The organism is Curtobacterium sp. MR_MD2014 (assembly GCF_000772085.1).
Lineage (GTDB): Bacteria > Actinomycetota > Actinomycetes > Actinomycetales > Microbacteriaceae > Curtobacterium.
The window spans coordinates 2,857,204-2,876,012 of sequence record NZ_CP009755.1 but is presented as its reverse complement, the minus strand read 5'-3'; the positions used below and the strand labels follow the sequence as shown (position 1 = coordinate 2,876,012).

The window sequence follows — 18,809 nt, the reverse complement described above, 5'->3', positions numbered from 1 at the left end:
CGGTCGGCTCGCCCGGTTGTTGGGGCGAGCCGTCCTGCGGAGCAGGGGACTACCGCGCTGCCGGTACCGCGACGTTCGCGAGCTCGGCGCGCACGATGTCCGCACCCGCGGAGAGCGCACCGAGCTTCTGCAGAGCCGCCCCGCGCGCCAGCGGCGCCATGCCGCAGTTCGTGCTCGGGATGAGCTTGTCGGCGTCGACGTGGTCGAGGGCGCGGCGGAGGACCGCGGCGACCTCTTCCGGCGTCTCGACCTGCTCGGTGGCGACGTCGATCGCGCCGAGCATGACCTTCTTGCCGCGGATGAGTTCGACGAGTTCGAGCGGGACGTGGGAGTGGATGCACTCGAGGGAGACGATGTCGATCGAGGACTGCTTCAGGAGCGGGAACGACTGCTCGTACTGCCGCCACTCGGCGCCGAGGGTCTCCTTCCACCGGTTGTTCGCCTCGATGCCGTAGCCGTAGCAGATGTGCACGGCGGTCTCGGCGCGCAGGCCCTCGGCGGCGCGCTCGAGTGCGGCGACGCCCCAGTCCTGCACCTCGTCGTGGAAGACGGTGAAGGCTGGCTCGTCGAACTGGATGACGTCCACGCCGGCCTCCTGGAGCTCGAGTGCCTCCTGGTTGAGGATCGTCGCGAACTCCCACGCCAGCTTCTCGCGGCTCTTGTAGTGCTGGTCGGAGAGGGTGTCGATCATGGTCATCGGGCCGGGGAGTGCCCACTTGATCGGCCGGTCGGTCTGGGCGCGGAGGAACCTCGCGTCCTCGACGAACACCGGCTCCGGGCGGCTCACCGCGCCGACGACCGTGGGCACGGCGGCGTCGTAGCGGTCGCGGATGCGCACGGTCTCCTTGCGCTCCTGGTCGATGCCGTCCAGGTGCTCGATGAAGGTGGTGACGAAGTGCTGCCGGGTCTGCTCGCCGTCGCTGACGATGTCGATGCCGTTGCGCTCCTGCTCGTGGACAGCGGAGCGGAGCGCGTCCTGCTTGCCCTCGACGAGGGCGTCACCCTCGAGCAGCCAGGGGGACCAGAGTCGCTCGGGCTCGGCGAGCCAGGAGGGCTTCGGCAGGCTGCCGACGATCGCGGTGGGGAGGAGCGTGCTCATGCGCGTGGGGGTCCAGTCGGTCAGTGGGTGAGGGCAGCGGGGGCGGCGGGAAGAGCCTGGCCGGCGTGTGCGGTCTGCTCGGCGAGCCAGCGGTCGAGGAAGTCGCGGTGCGGTGTGACGAGGTGCTCCTCGGTCCACCGGCCCTGCGTGACGCCGAGGCGGCTGCGTTCCTCGCGGTCGTAGGCGATGCCGGTCGACGTCCAGTCGTCGTGCTCGAGGGTCGGGCGGAACGTGCTCGGCGCGACCTCGTTCGCGTTGTAGATCTCCGGCCGGTAGATCTTCTGGAACGTCTCCATGGTGGCGATCGTGCCGATGAGCTGCAGGTCCGAGTAGTCGGTCAGGACGTCGCCGCGCGAGTAGAAGGCGAGCGGTGCCTTGGACCCCGGCGGCATGCAGTACCGGACCTGCATGCCCATGCGACCGAAGTAGTCGTCGGTGAGCGACGAGTGCTCGTGCTCGTACTCCGCACCGAGGACCGGGTGGACGACGCCCGTCTGCCGGTAGGTCTGGCTCGTCGAGACGCTGATGCAGACGACCGGCTCCGCGTCGAACTCCGACCCGAACGCGTCCGATCGCAGGAAGTGCTGGAAGAGCTGCCCGTGCAGCAGCCCGAAGTCGGCGGGGAGCGAGGGAGCCGACGGCAGGCGGACGGCGAAGTCGTGGTCCCGCAGGTACGACGAGAAGTTGTTGCCGACGATGCCCTGGTGGCGATCGCCGGAGTGCTGGTCGACGATCGTGACGTCGAGCACCTCGATCAAGGGGAAGCGCTCGACCAGACCGCCGTCCTCGAACTGCATCGTCACCGACACGATGTCGAGCTCGACGCGGTAGCGATCCGCGTCCGGGTGACCGGCCAGGTCGTTGCAGCGCCCGTCGATGAGCGCGAGCGCGTTGCGGAGGTTCTGCTGGCGGTGCTCCCCGCGGGCCAGGTTCGCGAAGTTCGTCGTCAGGCGGGAGCTCTCGGCGGGGGAGTAGTCCTCGTCGAAGCGTGTCCTGCTGATGCTGAAGGTGATGTCGTTCGCCATGGTCCGGAGTCCGGTCGTCGAGCGCCCGCGGGCACTGTGGGAAGGGTCCTCCGATCATGACGGGAGGCGCGGGTCATCAGGTAATACCGAGACGCTATGCGGTCGCATAGCCTGTTCCTATGGCTCGCGTTGCGAACGACATCACCCTGCAGCAGCTGCGGTACTTCATCGAGGTCGCCTCCGAAGGATCGATCAGCGCGGCCGCAGACCTGCTCTACGTCTCGCAGCCGACCATGTCGGCCGCGATGAAGGACCTGGAGGCTCGCATCGGCCGGCCGCTCTTCACCCGGTCCGCACGTGGGGTCGTGCTCACCGTCGACGGCGTCGAGTTCCTCGGGTACGCCCGCCAGGTCGTCGAGCAGGTGTCGTTGCTCGAGCAGCGGTACGTCGGGCGCCAGGCGTCGCGCCGGCTGCTCGGGGTGTCGGCCCAGCACTACTCCTTCGCGGTCGAGGCCTTCGTGCGGATGGTCGAGGGTGCCGACGCCGACCAGTACGAGTTCTCGCTGCGCGAGACCCGCACGTGGGACATCATCGAGGACGTCCGGACGCTGCGGAGCGAGCTCGGCATCCTCTACCGCAACGACTTCAACCGGCAGGTCCTCGGCAAGCTCATGCGGGACGCCGGGGTCGTGTTCACGCCGCTGTTCGTCGCACAGCCGCACGTCTTCGTCGCCCGGCGGAACCCGTTGGCGTCGCAGGAGCGGGCGACGCTCGACGACCTCGCCGAGCTGCCGCGGTTGACGTTCGACCAGGGCGCGAACAACTCCTTCTACCTGGCCGAGGAGATCCTGTCGACGATGTCGAGCAAGCGGGAGATCCGGGTGTCGGACCGGGCGACGATCTTCAACCTCATGATCGGGCTCGGCGGGTACACGATCTCGACCGGGCTCATCAGTGACGACCTCGACCCGGAGATCGTCGCCATCCCGCTCGACGTCGACGAGCGCATCGAGATCGGGTGGATCGCGCACTCCTCGGTGCCCCTGACGGAGCAGGCGCAGACGTACCTGGAGGAGTTGCGGGCGGTCGTCGTCAGCTACGGGGTCGAGCTGCTCGGGCCGCACTGATCCGTCGAGGATCTCCGCCGCTCGTCACTCGCCGTTGCGCTGCATCTCGACGGCGTCCCCGTCAGCACACTCGGACGTTGCTGAGACCGTGTACCGACGGGTGTCCGCCAGGAAGCTGATGGACGTGGTCGGGCCTCCTGCGCCGCGGAGACCGAGGATCGGGTCGTCGCCCCCGCTCTCGTACGGCTGCGTGGTGATCCCGGTTTCCTCCCACAGCTTCTCGACGACGGCGATGTCCGTTTCGGGTTCACCGGTCGGCTTCGCGAGAGCCTTGATGTACCTGTAGGCAGCGCCGTCGCTGCCGTCGCTCTTGCTGCACTGCTCGACCGAGGGCCCGCTGTAGACCTCCCAGTCGCCCTCGAGTGAGGAGGCAGTCCGGTCGACGATGTCCTGCACGGACTGCCGGGCCTCGGCAGTGCTCACGGCCCCGTTGCTCTCCGAGTCCACGCGGCTTCCTCCACTGCAACCGGTGATGACGACGATCGCTGTCGCCGCAGTGACGACGGCGATCACCGCACGGACGTGTTCCCTCACCGTCCGCATCGGTCAGGGATCCGCTCCGAGGACGATCCCGAGGACGATCCCGAGGCCGGCCTCGAGAGGTGGTACGCGGTCATCTCGACTCCTTGTCCCGTGGCGGCGTGAGCGACGACACGACGCCATCCTGCGCCTCGTCGCACCGAGCGAGCCGGGAGCCGAGTACGGGGCGGCCACGTCCCGTCCGCCGCGTGACGATCCCGGTGCACGGATGCCGCGGTTCGTGCACCGGGATCGTCACGGACGTGGACCCGATCTCGGTCTCGGGCACGGAGCGGCTGACGGCTGCGGACCGCGGTGCCGCCGGACGGGAGGCGCGGGGCGCGCGCACCACGCGCCTCCGGGCCGGCGCTGGGCGCGATCGCACGTCCGCCCGCAGCCCGTCACAGGACGCTGCGGTCGCGCCGTCAGCGGATGCCGCTCCCGCGCAGCGGAGCGGGGTCCGGCGCCTGGTCCGCCTGGACGGCGAACTGGGTCCGGTGCAGCTCCTCGTACCGGCCGCCCGCGGCGAGGAGTTCCTCGTGCGTGCCGCGCTCGACGACGGAGCCGTCCTCGATGACCAGGATGAGGTCCGCGCTCCGGATGGTAGACAGCCGGTGCGCGATGACCATCGCCGTGCGACCGTCGAGCGCCTCGCTCAGGGCGGCCTGCACGGCGGCCTCGGACGTCGAGTCGAGCGCGGCGGTCGCCTCGTCGAGGATCACGACGCGGGGCTGCGCGAGCAGGAGCCGGGCGATCGTCATGCGCTGGCGCTCGCCGCCGGACAGTCGGTAGCCCCGCTCGCCGACCATGGTGTCGAGCTGGTCGGGCAGCGACCGGATCAGCGGCTCGAGGCGTGCGCGTCGCACGGCGTCCCACACCTCGTCGTCGGTGGCCTCGGGGCGGGCGAGGCGCAGGTTGGCGCCGATGGTCTCGTGGAACAGGTGCCCGTCCTGGGTGACCATGCCCATCGTGTGCCGCAACGACGCGAAGGTGACGTCGCGGACGTCCGTGCCGGCGAGTCGGACGGCGCCGCTGTCGACGTCGTACAGGCGGGAGAGCAGCTGCGCGATCGTGGACTTGCCCGCGCCGGAGGACCCGACCAGGGCGACGGTCTGCCCGGGCTCGATCCGGAACGAGACGCCGTGCAGGACCTCGTCACCGCCGCGGGTGTCGAGCGTGGAGACCTCCTCCAGCGAGGCCAGCGAGACCTTGTCGGCGGACGGGTAGGCGAAGCGGACGTCGTCGAACTCGACCGCGACGGGACCGTCGGGCAGGGTGACGGCGTCGGGCTTCTCCTGGATGAGCGGCCGGAGGTCGAGCACCTCGAAGACGCGCTCGAAGCTCACGACGGCGCTCATGATCTCGACGCGGGCGTTCGCCAGGCTCGTGAGCGGTGCGTAGAGGCGGGTGAGCAGGAGTGCGAGGGTGACGACGTCGCCCGTGTTCAGCTGGCCACCGAGGGCGAGCGTGCCGCCGAGCCCGTACACGAGTGCGAGCGCGAGCGCCGAGACGAGCATGAGCGCGGTGACGAAGACGAACTGCAGCATCGCGGTGCGGACGCCGATGTCCCGCACGCGGGCGGCGCGGACGCGGAACTCCTCGGCCTCTTCGTCGGGGCGTCCGAACAGCTTGACGAGCGTCGCGCCGGGCGCGGAGAACCGCTCGGTCATCTGCGTGCTCATCGCGGAGTTGTGGTCGGCGGCCTCGCGGCGGAGTGCGGCGAGGCGGCTGCCCATCCGGCGTGCGGGGACGAGGAACACCGGGAGCATGACGACGGCGATGACCGTCACCAGCCACGAGGTGCTGAGCATGACGACGAGGGTCAGCACGAGTGCCACGGAGTTCGTGACGACGCCGGAGAGCGTCCCGCTGAAGGCCTGCTGCGCGCCGATGACGTCGTTGTTGAGCCGGCTGACCAGGGCGCCGGTGCGGGTGCGGGTGAAGAACGCGATCGGCATCTTCTGCACGTGGTTGAACACCGCGGTGCGGAGGTCGAGGATGACGCCCTCGCCGATCCGCGCGGAGTACCAGCGGGTCAGCAGCGACGACGCGGCGTCGGCGACGGCCACGAGCGCGATGACCAGGGCCAACCAGACGATCGTCGACACGGCGCCGCGGGCGGCGATGACGTCGACGACCTGGCCGGCGAGCACCGGCGTCGCGACCGCGAGGAACGCCCCCACGACGGACAGCGCGATGAACACCACGAGCTGGACCTTGTAGGGCACGGCGAACGTCATGATCCGCCGGAGCGACTCGCGGGAGAAGCCCCGCCCGGCGTCCTTCGCGGACGAGATCTTGTACAGCGAGCTCCAGGCAGCGCCTTCCATGCTCATGCAGCCAGGATACGTCGGGACCACCGACGCCCCGCGCCCCGGTCTGCGACGATCGGAGCATGCCCTCCGACGACCGGCCCCTCGAGCGCCTCGGCTTCCTGACCATCGGCTCGTTCGACCCCGTGCGCCCGGCCGACGGCCACGAGGAGACGCTCCGCGTGATCGAGCGAGCCGAGGCCCTCGGCTTCGACAGTGCCTGGCTCCGGCACCGCCACCTGCAGCACGGCATCTCGTCACCCGTGGCGATCACGGCCGCCGCCTCGCAGCGCACCTCGCGGATCGCCCTCGGCACCGCGGTCACCCCGATCGGCGCCGAGAACCCGTTCCGCCTCGCCGAGGACCTCGGCACCGTGGACGTGCTGCTCGGCGGTCGGCTGCAGCCCGGCTTCTCCGTGGGGACGCCCATGCACTACGACCTCTACCGCGACGCGATCCACCCGGACACCGCCGAGCACGAGGACCTCGGCAACGACCGACTCCTGCGCTTCCGGGACCTCGTGCGCGGCGACCCCGTCACGGCGACCGTGGAGCGCCGGGGGATCGAGGAGTTCGCCACGACCGTCCAACCGCAGAGCCCGGGGCTCGCCGACCGGATCTGGTACGGCACCGGCAGCACGCGGTCCGCGGTGTGGGCGGCCGAGCACGGCTTCCACCTGCTCACCTCGAGCGTGACCCGGAGCGAGGTCGGCACGGACTTCGCCGCGAACCAGCGCGCGCAGGTCGACGCCTACCTCGACGCGCACCCGGACCCTGCTGCGGCGCGGGTCTCGCAGGGCCTCGTGGTCATCCCGACCGACTCGGCGACGCCGGAGCAGGTCGAGCGGTACCGGGCCTACGCCGCGGCGCGAGCCGGTCGGGTCGGGGTCCCGCAGGGGCCGGGGAAGCTGCTGTTCGCCGCCGACCTGGTCGGGAGCTCGGCCGAGATCGCCGATCGACTCCGCGCCGACGCCGGGTACCAGGTGGCGACGGAGGTGGCCTTCGCGCTGCCGTTCTCGTTCGCACCCGACGACTACGCGCAGATCATCGAGGACATGGCCGGTCGGCTCGGCCCCGAGCTCGGCTGGACCCCGGCCACGAGCGCCAGGTGACCGCCAGTCCCGAGTGGCAGGTTGGACGGGTGCACACCACCATCGACTCCGCGACCGAGGTCGTCTCCGGCATCCGCTTCCCCGAGGGCAACCGCTGGCACGACGGCCGGCTCTGGTACTCCGACATGCACACGGGCGAGGTCTTCTCGGTCGACCCCGGTGCGGCGGACGCGCGACCACGCCTCGAGACGACCATCGACGGCCAGTCGTCCGGCCTCGGGTGGCTCGCCGACGGTCGGCTGATCGTCAGTGCCATGAACGCCCGGACGATCCAGGTCGTGCGTCCCGACGGCTCGAACGAGCCGTTCGCCGACCTGTCGTCGACCGAACCGTCGCTCCTCAACGACCTGGTCGTCGACGAGGCGACCGGCCGGACGTACGTCGGCGCGTTCGGCTACGACCTGTACGGCGGTGAAGAACTGCGCCCGGGACCGCTCTACGTCGTCGACCAGGACGGCTCCGCCCGGCTCGCCGCCGACGGCCTGGTGTTCCCGAACAGCGCGAACGTGCTCCCCGGCACGCGGACCCTGGTGGTCAGCGAGACCTGGGGTGGTCGACTGACCGCGTTCGACATCGAGCCGGACGGGTCGCTCACCGGCCGCCGCGAGTGGGCGACGCTGCCCGGGGGCGTCACGCCGGACGGCAGCACGGTCGATGCCGAGGGCGCGATCTGGGTCTGCTCGGTGGACACGGGGGAGTTCCTCCGCGTCGTCGAGGGCGGCGAGGTCACCGACCGCATCGACGCCCCCGGCCTGTGCGCGATCGACTGCGCGCTCGGCGGCGAGGACGGTCGCACCCTCTACCTCGCCACCGCCGACAGCTACGACCCGGACACCACGGCGCGCACGCGCGCCGGGCGGATCAGCGCCGTCCGCGTCACCGTCCCCGGGCCGTGACCCCACGACCGACCTGAGCAGTCGACGGCGGGGCGCAGCTGACGGACGGGAGGCGCGGTGCGGGCCGGCAGCGTGCCTCCCGTCCGACGGCTCCCGCGTGGTCAGGGGGTGGTGAGTCGGGCGCGCAACCGTGCGCGCAGGTCGTCGTCGGCACCGACGGCGGCGAACGCCGCGTCGACGTCGGCGGCGACGTCCTCGACGATCGGTGTGACGGTGGCGAGCCACTCGGTCACCTGGTCGGCATCCCAGGTCGCCTGGCGGTCACCCGGAGCGTGGGTCCCGGTGCCGGCCATCGCGCGGACGGAAGCCGCGTGGTCCTCGGCGACGGCCGTCGGCGGGACGCCGGCGTTCGCGAGCAGCAGCGTGCTGATCATGCCCGTCCGGTCGCGCCCCGCACTGCAGTGCACGAGCACCCCGGACGGCGCGTCCGCGATCGCCCGCAGCGCACCGAGCACCAGGTCGGGCAGGATCCGCCAGTTGTGCCGCCAGTACTCGGGGGAGTCGAGGATCGGGAAGCACACCCCGCGGAACTCCGGGTCGTCCTGGTCCTCGGTCGGGGCCGCGACGACGGTGATGTCGGTGAGGGCGTCCGGAGCGACGAGGGGATCGCCCTCGCGACGCCCCACCTCGTCGGCGCACCGCAGGTCGACCACCGACCGGAGCCCCCACACGCGTGCGTCCTGCCAGCCTCGGTCAGTGAGCAGTTCGCGGCGCGGACCGCGTGCGATCCGGCCGAGTTGCGTCGCACCGGTCGGGGACGACGGGGTGGGGAGCCCGCCGAGGTCCCGCACGTTCCGGTAGCCGTCCCAGTCGAGTTCCCGCACCCTCCCACCGTACGACGGGTCCTGTCCGTTCGGCGCGTGCCCCCGGACGGGGGGAAACCGAGAGCAGGCTGCATGTCTACCGTCAAAGGCAACCGAGCGTGACACGCGTCACGTCCCCGACCGGAACCACGACCCGGTCCTCGCACACAAGGAGAGACCACATGTCCAGCGCAGCAACCCCCCGTACCGGTTCGACCCTCGTCCAGAAGGGCGCACTGCTCTTCGGGATCGTCTTCCTCATCGTCGGCATCGCCGGCTTCATCCCCGGACTCACGATGGACATGGGCACGCTGTCCTTCGCGGGCAACAGCTCGATGGCCATGCTCCTCGGCCTGTTCCAGGTGTCGGTGCTCCACAACATCGTGCACCTGCTGTTCGGCATCGTCGGCCTGCTCGCCGCCCGTTCGGCCGCGGGCTCGCGCTCGTACCTGCTCATCGGCGGCATCGTCTACGCCGTGCTGTTCGTCTTCGGCCTCTTCGTCGCCGGCATGGCCGGGGCTGCGAACTTCGTCCCGCTGAACAGCGCCGACAACGTCCTGCACGCCTTCCTCGCCGTCGCGATGATCGTCCTCGGCGTGCTCCTGCCCCGCGCCGGACGCACCACCCGCTGACACCCAGCCCAGCGCAGACAGGAGCGCGTCGGTCCTCGGACCGGCGCGCTCCTGTCGTCCGTGGGCAACGGGCGTGCGCCGGGACGGACGGGAGGCTCGTGGTCGACCCGCACCGTGCCTCCCGTCCGCCGGGTCGCGCGGTCCGCACCGGCGGTGCCAGGATGCCGTCAGCACCGGTCGCGGACCGGGCGGATCGGTGAGGGAGACGGGCATGGCCGAGGTGTTCAGCGACGCGGAGCGAGCCGCGATGCAGCAGGCAGCAGCGGAACGGAAGGCGACGCGCGGGCTGAAGGGCGCCGCGAAGCGCGAGGCCGAGCGCGAGGCGTGCACGGCCGCGATCGAGGCACTCGAGGGCTTCGACCAGGTCCTGGCCGCGCGCTACCACGTGCTCGTGACCGAGGTCGCTCCGGAGCTCGATCCGAAGACCTGGTACGGGTTCCCGTCGTACGCGCGGGACGGCAAGGTCGTCACCTTCGTGCAGCCGGCCTCGAAGTTCGGTGCGCGCTACGCGACCGTCGGGTTCCAGGAGGACGCCACGCTCGACGACGGCGCGATGTGGGCGACCTCGTTCGCCGTCGTCGAGTGGACCGACGAGGTCGAGCAGCGGCTCCGGGAGCTCGTGCGTCGGGCGGCCGGCTGACCCCGCGACACCCCCCCGGCCCCGTCGGGCGCTACTCGTACCGGAGCGCGGTCACCGGGGCCGCCCGCACGGCTCGTGCCGCCGGGCCGAGCGCAGCGGCGAGCCCGGTGCCCGCAGCGCCGACCACCACGACGACCACGAGCCAGAGCGGCACGACGGGCGCGATGAGTTCCGCACCCTTCGTCGCGCCGAGCAGGGTGTACGCCCCGGCCCAGCCGTACGCGGTGCCGAGCAGCCCGCCGAGCACGACCGCGACCGCGACCGTGATCGCCGTCTCCGCGAGGACGAGCGCGCGGACCTGCTGCCGCGTCGCGCCCACCACCCGGAGCAGTCCGAGCTCACGTCCCCGCTGCGCGGTCGTCAGGGCCGTGACGGCGACGACCCCGGCGGCCGCGATGACCCCCGCGGCACCGACGAGGCCGGTGAACATGACCGCGAGCTGGTCGAACTGCTCCTGGATGCCGCGGTAGTACTCGGGGTCGTCCGCGGCCTGGCCCTGGAGCATGCTGGCGTAGGTCGAGAACCCGACGGCGAACGTGGCCATGAGCGTCACCGCGATGAGCAGCCCCACCGTCGCGCGGGCGGTGCGCTTCGGCGCCCGGAGCGAGTTCCGTGCGGCCATCGCCGGCACGACCGACCGGGCGGACGCGGCGGCCGCGATCCGCAGGACGGCGGGGAGCAGCACCGGGGCGGCGACCACGACGCCCGTGAACGACAGGGCACCGCAGGCCACCGCGAGCAGCAGGGAGTCGACGCTCGTCGCGCCGAGCACCACGGCGACGCCGAGCCCCGCCGTGCCGAGCAGGGAGAGCGTGCTCGCGGTCACCGTGCGGCCGACGGAACGGGTCGTGCCGGGAGCGGCCTCGACGCCGGCCTCGAGCGCGCGGAGCGGGGAGATGGTGAGGACGGCGCGGGAGCCGATGCGGAACGCGACCGTCGTGATGACCGCGACCAGGAGCCCGATCGGGACCAGGGACGGCGGGGCGACGACGCCGAGCGACGGGAGCACGTCCGCGGCCGCGGTGACGGCGAGCGCGGCGTCCGCGACGACCGCGCCGAGGACGGTGCCGACGGCGGCGCCGACGATCCCGCAGGTCGCCCCGGTCCGGGTGACCTGCCAGCGGAGCTGCTGACCGGTGGCACCGAGGACACGTTGCAGTCCGAGCGAGCGGGTGCGGCCGGCGATGACGGTCGCGCAGGTGTTGGACGCGACCACGGCGCTGACGTACAGGGCGATCCCGATGAAGACCCACGCCACGACGGGCAGGATCGCGGCCACCGTTGCGCTCGACCCGGTGCGTTCGCCGAGCTCGACGATCCGGTGCGCGGCCTCGGCGCCGGTGACGACGAGGGCGCCGAGGCCGGCGGAGAGGGCCGCGACGGCGACCGTGGCGCGGTGCTCGCCGAACGGACGGGCGCGCCGCGTCCTCGTGCGTCGGTGGCGGCCGCGGGGACGGGGCACGTCAGGACCCGCCGTCGCCCGGGTTCGGCGTCCAGGCGACCCAGCGGTCACCCGTCGACGTCATCGACCACGGGCCGCACCGCAGCACCGAGGTGGCCTTGTACACGTCCGGCGCACCGTCGACGTCCATCGTCGGCGCGGACTGCCGGGGCGTCGTGCTGCAGGCGTCGTCGGTGACACCGTCGGTGCTCGTGAAGACCAGCGTGGTCGGGGTCGTGTCGGAGCCCTTCCCGCCGGTGCCTGCGACCGAGGTGATGTCGCTGGCGTCCGAGGGCAGCCAGTCGGGTGCGGAGTCGAGGTCGGCGCGGCTCGAGGCCTCGGAGGTCACCCGGTCGTGGGCGAGGTCGCCGAGGGCCGAGCAGCCGGTGAGCGTCAGGGCGCCGAGGGCGAGCACGCCGACGGCGAGGGGAGCGGTGATCGTGGAGCGGGGCATGTCGAGCCTTTCGTGTCTGGGACGATCACAGCGCACCGCGGCCCACGGCGGGATCGGCACAGCGGAGGACCGACGTGCTCCTCCGGGATGACATCCGGTGCCGCGCCTAATCGAACATCGCCCGCAGGTCGGCGTACGGATCGCCGTCGTGCACGTGCGCCGACGGCGGCTCCGGCCAGTGCGTCGTGCCGTCGTCCGGCCAGCAGGGCACCACGTGGAAGTGCAGGTGCGGCACGCTCTGCCCGGCGTCGGTGCCGGAGGCCTGCAGGAGGACGGTCCCGGTCGCGCCGAGGGCACCCCGCAGGGCGAGGCCGACCCGTCGCGCCAGCGCCGTGCAGGCTGCGAGCGAGGTGGGGTCGGCGCTGAGCAGGTCCGCGGTGTGGGCGACCGGGACGACCAGCGTGTGCCCGGGCGCCAGCGCCGACGCCGGGAGCGGGGCGAAGGCGACGGCGTGCTCCTCGCGTTCGACCCAGGTGACCGGTTCCCCGCCGGCGATGATGCTGCAGAACGTGCACGACTCCATCGCTCCAGTCTGGTCGACGCCGACCAGGGGGGAGTGAGGTCGTCCTCGCGGAGGACGCGACCGACACGGGGCGCGTCCTAGCGTGGGACCTCCGACGACGAAGGAGGACGACGTGTTCGAGAACCTCGCTGGTGCCCACGTGCTGGTGCTCGTGCTGCTGCTGACCCTGGACGTGCTGGCGCTGGTGCAGGTCTGGCGCGACCGACGCCGGAGCGACGCGGTGAAGATCGTCTGGACGCTCGTCATCGTCCTGGTGCCGGTCGTCGGCGTGCTCGGTTGGGCGGTCAACTGGCTCCTGGGGAGGGCGGCGGACGGCCTGCAGCGCACGGGGCGCTGACCCTCCGGCCCCTCCGGCCCGTCCGGCCCGTCCGGGGCGTCCGGGGCGTCCGCTGTGTCCGAGGTGTCCTCGGCGTCCGCGGGTCGGATCGGGGGACAAGAACCGCACAGCCTGCGGATCGCCCCGAGGGCCCGGCCTAGCGTGGCATCGTCATGGCAGCCGAACACCGCAGACCCGTCGAGCCCGATGCGGCTCCCACCGTCGCGCACCACACCGCGCACCACGCCGCGAGCGCCGAGCAGCCCTCGGGACCGCAGGCCGAGCAACACCCCGAGCAGCACCCCGACCAGCAGCAGCCGACCGGCGGACGACCGGCGCAGCAGCAGGACGACGCCCCGGACCCGAACCGGTGGAAGGCACTCGTCATCTGCCTGCTCGGCGGCGGCATCGTCCTGCTCGACGTGTCGATCGTCAACGTCGCACTCCAGTCCATCTCGAGCGGCCTGAGCGGCGCGACCCCCGAGGCCGTCCAGTGGATCCTGTCCGGGTACGCCCTGGCGTTCGGACTGCTGCTCGTGCCCGGCGGTCGGCTCGGTGACGCCGTCGGCCGTCGCCGCATGTTCGTCGTCGGTGTCGCACTCTTCACGGTGGCGAGCGCGCTCTGCGGCTTCGCCCCGAACGGGTTCGTGCTCGTGGTCGCCCGCCTGGTGCAGGGCCTGGCCGGCGGTCTGCTCACCCCGCAGGTCACCGCGCTCATCCAGCAGCTGTTCCGCGGCAAGGAGCGCGGCACCGCCTTCGGCCTGTTCGGCGCGACCGTCGGCATCGCCACCGCGATCGGTCCGCTGGTGGGCGGCCTGCTCATCACGGCGTTCGGCACCGAGAACGGGTGGCGCTTCGTCTTCTTCGTGAACCTGCCCGTCGGGCTCGTCACGATCCTGCTCGCCTTCCGCTACCTGCCCACCACGCCGAAGGCGGAGCGCGGCCAGAAGCACGACTTCGACCCGGTCGGGATCGTCCTGCTCGGCGCCGCGGTCGTCGCGCTGCTGCTGCCCTTCGTGCAGTCGGAGCAGTGGAAGAGCAACGCCAAGTGGTGGCTCGTCGTCGCCGCGGTGGTGTTCGCGGTGCTGTTCGTGCTCTGGGAGCGCCGCTACGGCCGGGACCACGAGCCCGTGGTCGACCTGCGGCTGTTCCGCCGTCGGTCGTTCTCGCTCGGGGTCGGTCTCGCCACGGTCTACTTCGCCGGGTTCACCCCGCTGTTCTTCGTCCTCACCCTGGCGCTGCAGTCGGGCCTGCAGTACTCCGCGCTGCTCGCGGGCGTCGCGTCGGTGCCGTTCGCCATCGGCTCGGGCATCGCGTCGACCGTCGGCGGCCGGATCGTGCACCGCTTCGGTCGGCAGCTCATCGTGGTCGGCACCGTGCTGGTGCTCATCGGCCTCGGCGCGGTCGTCTGGGTCGTCGCGGAACACTACGGCCCGGACCTCGGCTGGTGGCTCGTGCTGCCGCTGCTCGTCGCCGGCATCGGGTCGGGTCTCACCATCTCGCCGAACCAGACGCTCACGCTCTCCGAGGTACCGGTCCAGCAGGGCGGGTCCGCAGGTGGTCTCATCCAGGTGGGGGCCCGCGTCGGCTCGGCGATCGGCATCGCCGCGGTCGGCAGCGTGTTCTACTCGTCGCTGGCGAGCACGAAGGGCGACTACTCGCAGGGCCTGCCGCTCGGGCTCGGGGTCTCCCTGGTCTTCGTCGCGGCGGCGCTCATCGCCGGGATCGTCGACGTCGTGGTGGGGAAGGTCCGCGGGACGGAGGCGTCCGTCTGAACGGGCGCGACCGTTGCGCGGCGACCAGCTGACGGACGGGAGGCGCGGTGCCAGCGGGCACCGCGCCTCCCGTCCGTAGTCTCCGGAGCAATCCTCGCGGTTGGCTTGTCTTCCGGCCGGAGGTCCGGCAGCATGTCCCCAGAAGAGCGGACAGCCGCCGACGGGGGACCTCACCAGCTCCCGCCGTGTCGGACCGGCCCACCACCGGCGTCCGCGTGCACGGATCAGGAGCAACGATGTCAGGACAGTCCAGCGCGCCCGCTTCGCGGCGCACCAGGGCCGCGGCGCTCGTCGCCGGCGGCGCCCTCGTCGTCGGCGGGGTCGGGTACACGCTCGCGTCGTGGACGGACACCGAGTGGGTGTTCGGCGGGAACGGGACCGGAGGGCCGGGGATCGGGACCTCCACCTTCGAGGTGGAGCAGAACGTCACCGCGGCGCTCGACTCCGGGTGGACGCAGGCCGAGGAGAACCCCGGCCAGGAGATGACCTTCGGCCTCGACGGCATCGCGCTCTCGCCGGGCGACGCGACGTACGCCGGTGTCCGACTCCGGACGGTGGCGGGCTCGATCGCGGGCGACGTGCGGATGGCGGCGGCGGAGACCGCGACCGGGGTGACGACCTCCGACCCCGGCGAGCTGCTCTGGCAAGCCCTGCAGGTCCGCGTCGCGACGACGGCCGACGGCGTCCCGTGCGGTGCGACGGCCTTCACCACCGGCACCGTCATCGCCGACGGGTCCCTTGCGTCGACCGGAGCCGCCGCGAGCCAGGCGCTCGCGGCGGACGCCGGTTCGGAGCAGGCGTACTGCTTCGAGGTGTCGCTCCCGACCACGCCGTCGCTGCCCGCCGGGGTCGCGCTCGACGCACTGCAGGGACGGACCGCGGCGCCGGCATGGATGTTCGCAGCCACCTCGAGGTGACCGGGGTCGTTCCGGTGCAGGACAGCGCGGCAGTGGTTTCGACCGCCGCTGCACGCCGTCGCGGCGTGCTGCACCGCCTGCGAGCCGTCGTCGTCGCCGTGGCGGGGGTCGTCGGTGTCCTCTGCGTCGCGTGGTGGGTCGTCGCCACGACGACGGGGCTGTCGCTCGTGGTCGTGACCACCGGGTCGATGAGCCCGACGATCCCCGCCGGGGCGGTCGTCGTGTCCGAGCGGATCGCAGCGGCTGACGTGCGACCGGGGCAGGTCGTCACGGTCCCGCGACCGGGATCCGAGCTGCCGGTGACCCACCGCGTGGTCGCCGTCGATCGGGTGCCGGGTGACCCGGAGGCGAGGTCGCTGACGATGCGGGGCGACGCGAACGACACGATCGACCGTGATCCCTCGGTCGTCCGCGAGGCCCGGCTCACCGTCGCCAGCGCCCCCGGGCTCGGGCACGTGCTGCAGTGGTCCTCGACCCCCGTTGCCCGCGGGCTGGCGGTGGCGACGGTCGGCCTGCTCGTCGTGTGGTCGTTCTGGCCAGCACGACGGACCGCTCGGGACGACGACACCGGAGCGCGAGCATGAGTCGTACGGCGGGCGCTCGTGCGGGAGTCACCGCGGCCGGAGCGGTCATCTGCGCCGTCCTCGGGCTCGCCAGCGGCGGTGCGGCCGTCGCAGCGGGGTGGCACGTCGTTCCCGAGACCGGAGTACCGGGCGGTCTCGTGCTCGAGGCATCGCCGTACCCGCTGCGCGCACCCGAGCTGCAGCCCGGTCGACCGGTCCACTGGCAGGTGCGCACCAGTGTCGACCGACCAGGGCTGATCGCGACGGAGGTGCAACTCCGTCGGGACGGAGCGCTCGCCGAGCACCCGGACGGCCTCCGGGTCGCCGTGTCGGCGTGCGAGCGGCCCTGGCGAGGACTCGATGCCGTGCCGGTCTGCGACGGCGGGCAGCGGGTCCTGTCGGTCGGTCCGGGAGAGCCCGACACCCTCCGTGTGCCGGTCTCCGATCCCGACGGCGACGGTGCGACCTGGCTGCTCGTCGAGCTCGCCGTCGCCGACACCGCGGGAGCCTCGGCCGACGACGGGCTCATGGGACTCCGAGCGACCGTGGGGCTCGGGGTGACCGCGAGCGCGGACGACGCGGTCGCGGGGCCACCGGTGTCGCCGACGGCGTCGTCCACCTCGCTGGCCTCCACCGGTGCGGCCTTCGTGGCGCCGCTGTTCGTCGCGGCGGCGCTCGTGCTCGCCGGGGTGGTGGTCCGGGTGTGGCGGACAGCGGCGTCGAGCGACGGGTGCGCCCGGTGATCCCGCGCACGAGCCCCCGCCAGCGACCGCGCCACCGTGCCCGTCACCGCCCGGCGGTGCTCGGCATGCTGCGCCGTGGTCGTGGCGCCGTGCTGGTCGGGATCGTGGCGGTGGTCGGGGCGACCGCAGCGGTGACGGTCCCCGGACCCGCCCCGTCGACCGCGACGTGGCAGGACTCGGAGTGGGTGCACGGTGACGGTGCTCTGGGGACCTCGTCGTTCTCGTGCGGCGAGGACGTCGGCTACACGGCGAACTCCTCGAGCCGGTTCCTCGCCGGGAGCGTGGCGGGGCAGGACCTCGGGGCGGTCGCGGACCTGCGCGGGCTCGACGTGACGAAGACCGGCACGCAGGGCGTCTCGGTCAGCCCGGCGACCGCGCCCGAGATCACCCGCACGGAGACCACCGCCGCGTACGGCAACCCCCTCGACGTCGGCGTCCTGGGCAGTGTCGCCGGACTCGACCTGACCGGCCTCGGCACCGGACTGCCCGGAGGATCGGCCGGAGCGGTCAACCAGGTCGCGACGTCCGTCGCCACGGGCAGGTCGGTCGCCGCTTCCGGCCTGGTCAGTGACTCCGGGGGCGTGCTCGTCACCGACACCACGCCGACCGAGGCGCTGCCCGAGCCGGCGACGCTCGACCTCGGGCAGGCCCTGGCAGGGGTCGTCGACCTGCGGAACGTCTCGGACGTCGGGCTCGAGGTCGGGGCCGTGGGATCCTCGGCGCAGCTCGACGGCTGCGACCTGCTCGAGGACGAGGTGTGGGGGACCGCGGGTCCCACCGCGGCCGGTGCAGGTGCTGACGCGCCCACCGTCCGACCTGCGTTGCTCGCGGCGACGGGGACCACGACGGCTCCCGTTGCGGCTGCCGCTGCCGACGGGTCGCGGCGGGTGACGCGCGACTACGGGATCGCCGGGCTCGACCTGCGGATCGACAGTCCGCTCGTCTCGTCGCTCACGAGCTCGGTGGACAGCACGGTGCGGACGCTCGACGGCGCGGTGGCCCAGCTCGCCGGTCCGGGCGGGCTGCTCGCGAACGCCGTCAGGGCCGAGATCGGCGCGGAGTTGCTCGGCGGCACGCTCCGCGTCGGGACCGTGCGCGGCAGCGTGACCCTGCAGGGAGCCGACCTCGGGACCGCGATCGCCCCGATCACCCGGGAGCCGCTGACCGACGGCGTCGTCACGGTCGACCTCGCGTCCGGCAGCGTCCACGTCGACCTCGCACGGCTCGTCGGTGGTCGGTCCTCGGGGTTGAACGGCCTGCCCCCGAACACCGAGATCGTCCTCGACGCCGGTCTCGTGGACCAGCTCACGGCCAGGGTCACGGCGATGCTGGACGCCTGGACGCAACGCATCGCGGCGGTCCTGACCTCGACGCTCGAGGCGTTGCGCCTGCAGGTCGCGCTCGACGTCCAGCTGCTCGGCCTGCTCGGGACACCGGTCGTCGAACTGGACATCCGCACGGACAGCGGGCTCGGGACCGCCGCCGGCGGGAGCGGGACCGTGACCGTCGGGTCGAAGCTGCTCGGGCTCGACCTCGGACTGGGCGGTCTCGTCAGCCTGCTCGTCAGCGGCCTCACGGAGGACCTCCCGGGAGTCGTCCAGGGTGTGGCGAGGGGACTCCTGGCCCAGGTCACCACCGCGGGCAGCACCCTGGCAGCGGCGACGGGGCCGCTCGTGGCCGCGGTCACACCGGTGCTCCGGGCGCTCCCCGCGCTGCTGTCGGTGCAGGTCAACGTGCAGCGCGACCTCCCCGGTTCCCGTGACGGTCGGTACGCGAGGACGGGCGCGTACTCGGTGACGGCGATCCGCATCGGTGTCCTCGGACCGGGCGGAGGCACACCCCTCGCCCGGGTCGACCTGGCGTCGTCGACGGTCGGGCCGAACCTGGTCGACCTCGGTACCCCGCGGTCCTGAGGGCCTCCGCCGCCGCGCTGACACGGAGCGGGTCGTCTCCTAGGGCTGCCGTCGGCGTC

19 protein-coding genes are annotated in these 18,809 nt (G+C 72.6%); 11 read left to right on the top strand and 8 right to left on the bottom strand.

The annotated features are described in order from the left end of the window. Window positions 1-49: 49 nt before the first annotated feature. Window positions 50-1,099, bottom strand: coding sequence for a methionine synthase (locus NI26_RS13260; RefSeq protein WP_066656224.1), 1,050 nt, complete (start codon window positions 1,097-1,099; stop codon window positions 50-52). Window positions 1,100-1,119: 20 nt separating this feature from the next. Further along, entirely contained in the window at window positions 1,120-2,124 is a 1,005-nt protein-coding gene (locus NI26_RS13255; RefSeq protein ID WP_066656222.1) for a putative oxygenase MesX, read from the bottom strand. 119 nt (window positions 2,125-2,243) lie between these two features. Here NI26_RS13255 and NI26_RS13250 point away from each other — a divergent pair, with 119 nt between their 5' ends. Next, complete coding sequence (locus NI26_RS13250) at window positions 2,244-3,191, top strand: LysR family transcriptional regulator (RefSeq protein WP_066656220.1); 948 nt, start codon at window positions 2,244-2,246, stop codon at window positions 3,189-3,191. 24 nt (window positions 3,192-3,215) lie between these two features. Here NI26_RS13250 and NI26_RS13245 read toward each other — a convergent pair whose 3' ends face one another. Continuing rightward, window positions 3,216-3,704, bottom strand: a complete 489-nt coding sequence (locus NI26_RS13245; protein WP_144411367.1) for a hypothetical protein — start codon at window positions 3,702-3,704, stop codon at window positions 3,216-3,218. A gap of 431 nt (window positions 3,705-4,135) precedes the next feature. Beyond that, entirely contained in the window at window positions 4,136-6,046 is a 1,911-nt protein-coding gene (locus tag NI26_RS13235) for an ABC transporter ATP-binding protein (RefSeq protein ID WP_066656205.1), read from the bottom strand. A 59-nt stretch (window positions 6,047-6,105) separates the two neighbouring features. On the opposite strand from NI26_RS13235, the gene NI26_RS13230 reads away from it, so the two are divergent. After that, window positions 6,106-7,134: an LLM class flavin-dependent oxidoreductase gene (locus NI26_RS13230; protein WP_066656203.1), complete on the top strand. Its 1,029-nt coding sequence runs from the start codon at window positions 6,106-6,108 to the stop codon at window positions 7,132-7,134. Window positions 7,135-7,163: 29 nt separating this feature from the next. Continuing rightward, window positions 7,164-8,030 carry an SMP-30/gluconolactonase/LRE family protein gene (locus NI26_RS16260; RefSeq protein ID WP_066656201.1) on the top strand — a complete coding sequence of 289 codons (867 nt, stop codon included), beginning with the start codon at window positions 7,164-7,166 and terminating at the stop codon, window positions 8,028-8,030. A 101-nt stretch (window positions 8,031-8,131) separates the two neighbouring features. On the opposite strand, the gene NI26_RS13220 is transcribed toward NI26_RS16260, so the two are convergent. Beyond that, entirely contained in the window at window positions 8,132-8,854 is a 723-nt protein-coding gene (locus tag NI26_RS13220) for a tyrosine-protein phosphatase (RefSeq protein WP_066656199.1), read from the bottom strand. Window positions 8,855-9,015: 161 nt separating this feature from the next. Here NI26_RS13220 and NI26_RS13215 point away from each other — a divergent pair, with 161 nt between their 5' ends. Beyond that, window positions 9,016-9,465: a DUF4383 domain-containing protein gene (locus NI26_RS13215; RefSeq protein ID WP_066656188.1), complete on the top strand. Its 450-nt coding sequence runs from the start codon at window positions 9,016-9,018 to the stop codon at window positions 9,463-9,465. 211 nt (window positions 9,466-9,676) lie between these two features. Beyond that, entirely contained in the window at window positions 9,677-10,105 is a 429-nt protein-coding gene (locus NI26_RS13210) for a hypothetical protein (protein WP_066656185.1), read from the top strand. Between the two features lie 31 nt (window positions 10,106-10,136). Here the strand turns inward: NI26_RS13210 and NI26_RS13205 are convergent, their stop codons facing one another. The 3 genes from NI26_RS13205 to NI26_RS13195 form a co-directional block, all read right to left on the bottom strand. Beyond that, window positions 10,137-11,567, bottom strand: coding sequence for an FtsX-like permease family protein (locus tag NI26_RS13205; RefSeq protein WP_066656181.1), 1,431 nt, complete (start codon window positions 11,565-11,567; stop codon window positions 10,137-10,139). A 1-nt stretch (window position 11,568) separates the two neighbouring features. After that, window positions 11,569-12,000 carry a hypothetical protein gene (locus tag NI26_RS13200; RefSeq protein WP_066656179.1) on the bottom strand — a complete coding sequence of 144 codons (432 nt, stop codon included), beginning with the start codon at window positions 11,998-12,000 and terminating at the stop codon, window positions 11,569-11,571. Between the two features lie 106 nt (window positions 12,001-12,106). Then, complete coding sequence (locus NI26_RS13195; RefSeq protein ID WP_066656177.1) at window positions 12,107-12,523, bottom strand: HIT family protein; 417 nt, start codon at window positions 12,521-12,523, stop codon at window positions 12,107-12,109. Window positions 12,524-12,635: 112 nt separating this feature from the next. On the opposite strand from NI26_RS13195, the gene NI26_RS13190 reads away from it, so the two are divergent. From NI26_RS13190 to NI26_RS13165, 6 genes are all read left to right on the top strand, one after another. After that, window positions 12,636-12,860 carry a PLDc N-terminal domain-containing protein gene (locus tag NI26_RS13190; protein ID WP_066658679.1) on the top strand — a complete coding sequence of 75 codons (225 nt, stop codon included), beginning with the start codon at window positions 12,636-12,638 and terminating at the stop codon, window positions 12,858-12,860. 152 nt (window positions 12,861-13,012) lie between these two features. After that, window positions 13,013-14,614: an MFS transporter gene (locus tag NI26_RS13185; protein ID WP_081985053.1), complete on the top strand. Its 1,602-nt coding sequence runs from the start codon at window positions 13,013-13,015 to the stop codon at window positions 14,612-14,614. A 236-nt stretch (window positions 14,615-14,850) separates the two neighbouring features. Further along, window positions 14,851-15,531 (top strand): acyl-CoA dehydrogenase, encoded by a 681-nt coding sequence (locus NI26_RS13180; RefSeq protein ID WP_066656175.1) that lies wholly within the window; start codon window positions 14,851-14,853, stop codon window positions 15,529-15,531. A gap of 32 nt (window positions 15,532-15,563) precedes the next feature. Next, a complete protein-coding gene (locus tag NI26_RS13175) occupies window positions 15,564-16,115 on the top strand; it encodes a signal peptidase I (RefSeq protein WP_200884110.1) in 552 nt (183 codons plus the stop codon). Beyond that, a complete protein-coding gene (locus NI26_RS13170) occupies window positions 16,112-16,837 on the top strand; it encodes a hypothetical protein (protein WP_066656170.1) in 726 nt (241 codons plus the stop codon). Before NI26_RS13175 ends, NI26_RS13170 begins: the two co-directional genes overlap by 4 nt. Further along, complete coding sequence (locus tag NI26_RS13165; protein ID WP_144411366.1) at window positions 16,834-18,750, top strand: choice-of-anchor G family protein; 1,917 nt, start codon at window positions 16,834-16,836, stop codon at window positions 18,748-18,750. The genes NI26_RS13170 and NI26_RS13165 overlap by 4 nt, the downstream gene beginning before the upstream one ends. The last annotated feature ends 59 nt before the right edge of the window (window positions 18,751-18,809 follow it).

Coding starts and splice junctions, on each gene's coding strand:
- NI26_RS13230 (WP_066656203.1), top strand. CDS start 6,106: ATGCCCTCCGACGACCGGCCCCTCGAGCGCCTCGGCTTCCTGACCATC.
- NI26_RS13170 (WP_066656170.1), top strand. CDS start 16,112: ATGAGTCGTACGGCGGGCGCTCGTGCGGGAGTCACCGCGGCCGGAGCG.
- NI26_RS13210 (WP_066656185.1), top strand. CDS start 9,677: ATGGCCGAGGTGTTCAGCGACGCGGAGCGAGCCGCGATGCAGCAGGCA.
- NI26_RS13195 (WP_066656177.1), bottom strand. CDS start 12,523: ATGGAGTCGTGCACGTTCTGCAGCATCATCGCCGGCGGGGAACCGGTC.
- NI26_RS13255 (WP_066656222.1), bottom strand. CDS start 2,124: ATGGCGAACGACATCACCTTCAGCATCAGCAGGACACGCTTCGACGAG.
- NI26_RS13200 (WP_066656179.1), bottom strand. CDS start 12,000: ATGCCCCGCTCCACGATCACCGCTCCCCTCGCCGTCGGCGTGCTCGCC.
- NI26_RS13235 (WP_066656205.1), bottom strand. CDS start 6,046: ATGAGCATGGAAGGCGCTGCCTGGAGCTCGCTGTACAAGATCTCGTCC.
- NI26_RS13250 (WP_066656220.1), top strand. CDS start 2,244: ATGGCTCGCGTTGCGAACGACATCACCCTGCAGCAGCTGCGGTACTTC.
- NI26_RS13180 (WP_066656175.1), top strand. CDS start 14,851: ATGTCAGGACAGTCCAGCGCGCCCGCTTCGCGGCGCACCAGGGCCGCG.
- NI26_RS13185 (WP_081985053.1), top strand. CDS start 13,013: ATGGCAGCCGAACACCGCAGACCCGTCGAGCCCGATGCGGCTCCCACC.
- NI26_RS13215 (WP_066656188.1), top strand. CDS start 9,016: ATGTCCAGCGCAGCAACCCCCCGTACCGGTTCGACCCTCGTCCAGAAG.
- NI26_RS13260 (WP_066656224.1), bottom strand. CDS start 1,099: ATGAGCACGCTCCTCCCCACCGCGATCGTCGGCAGCCTGCCGAAGCCC.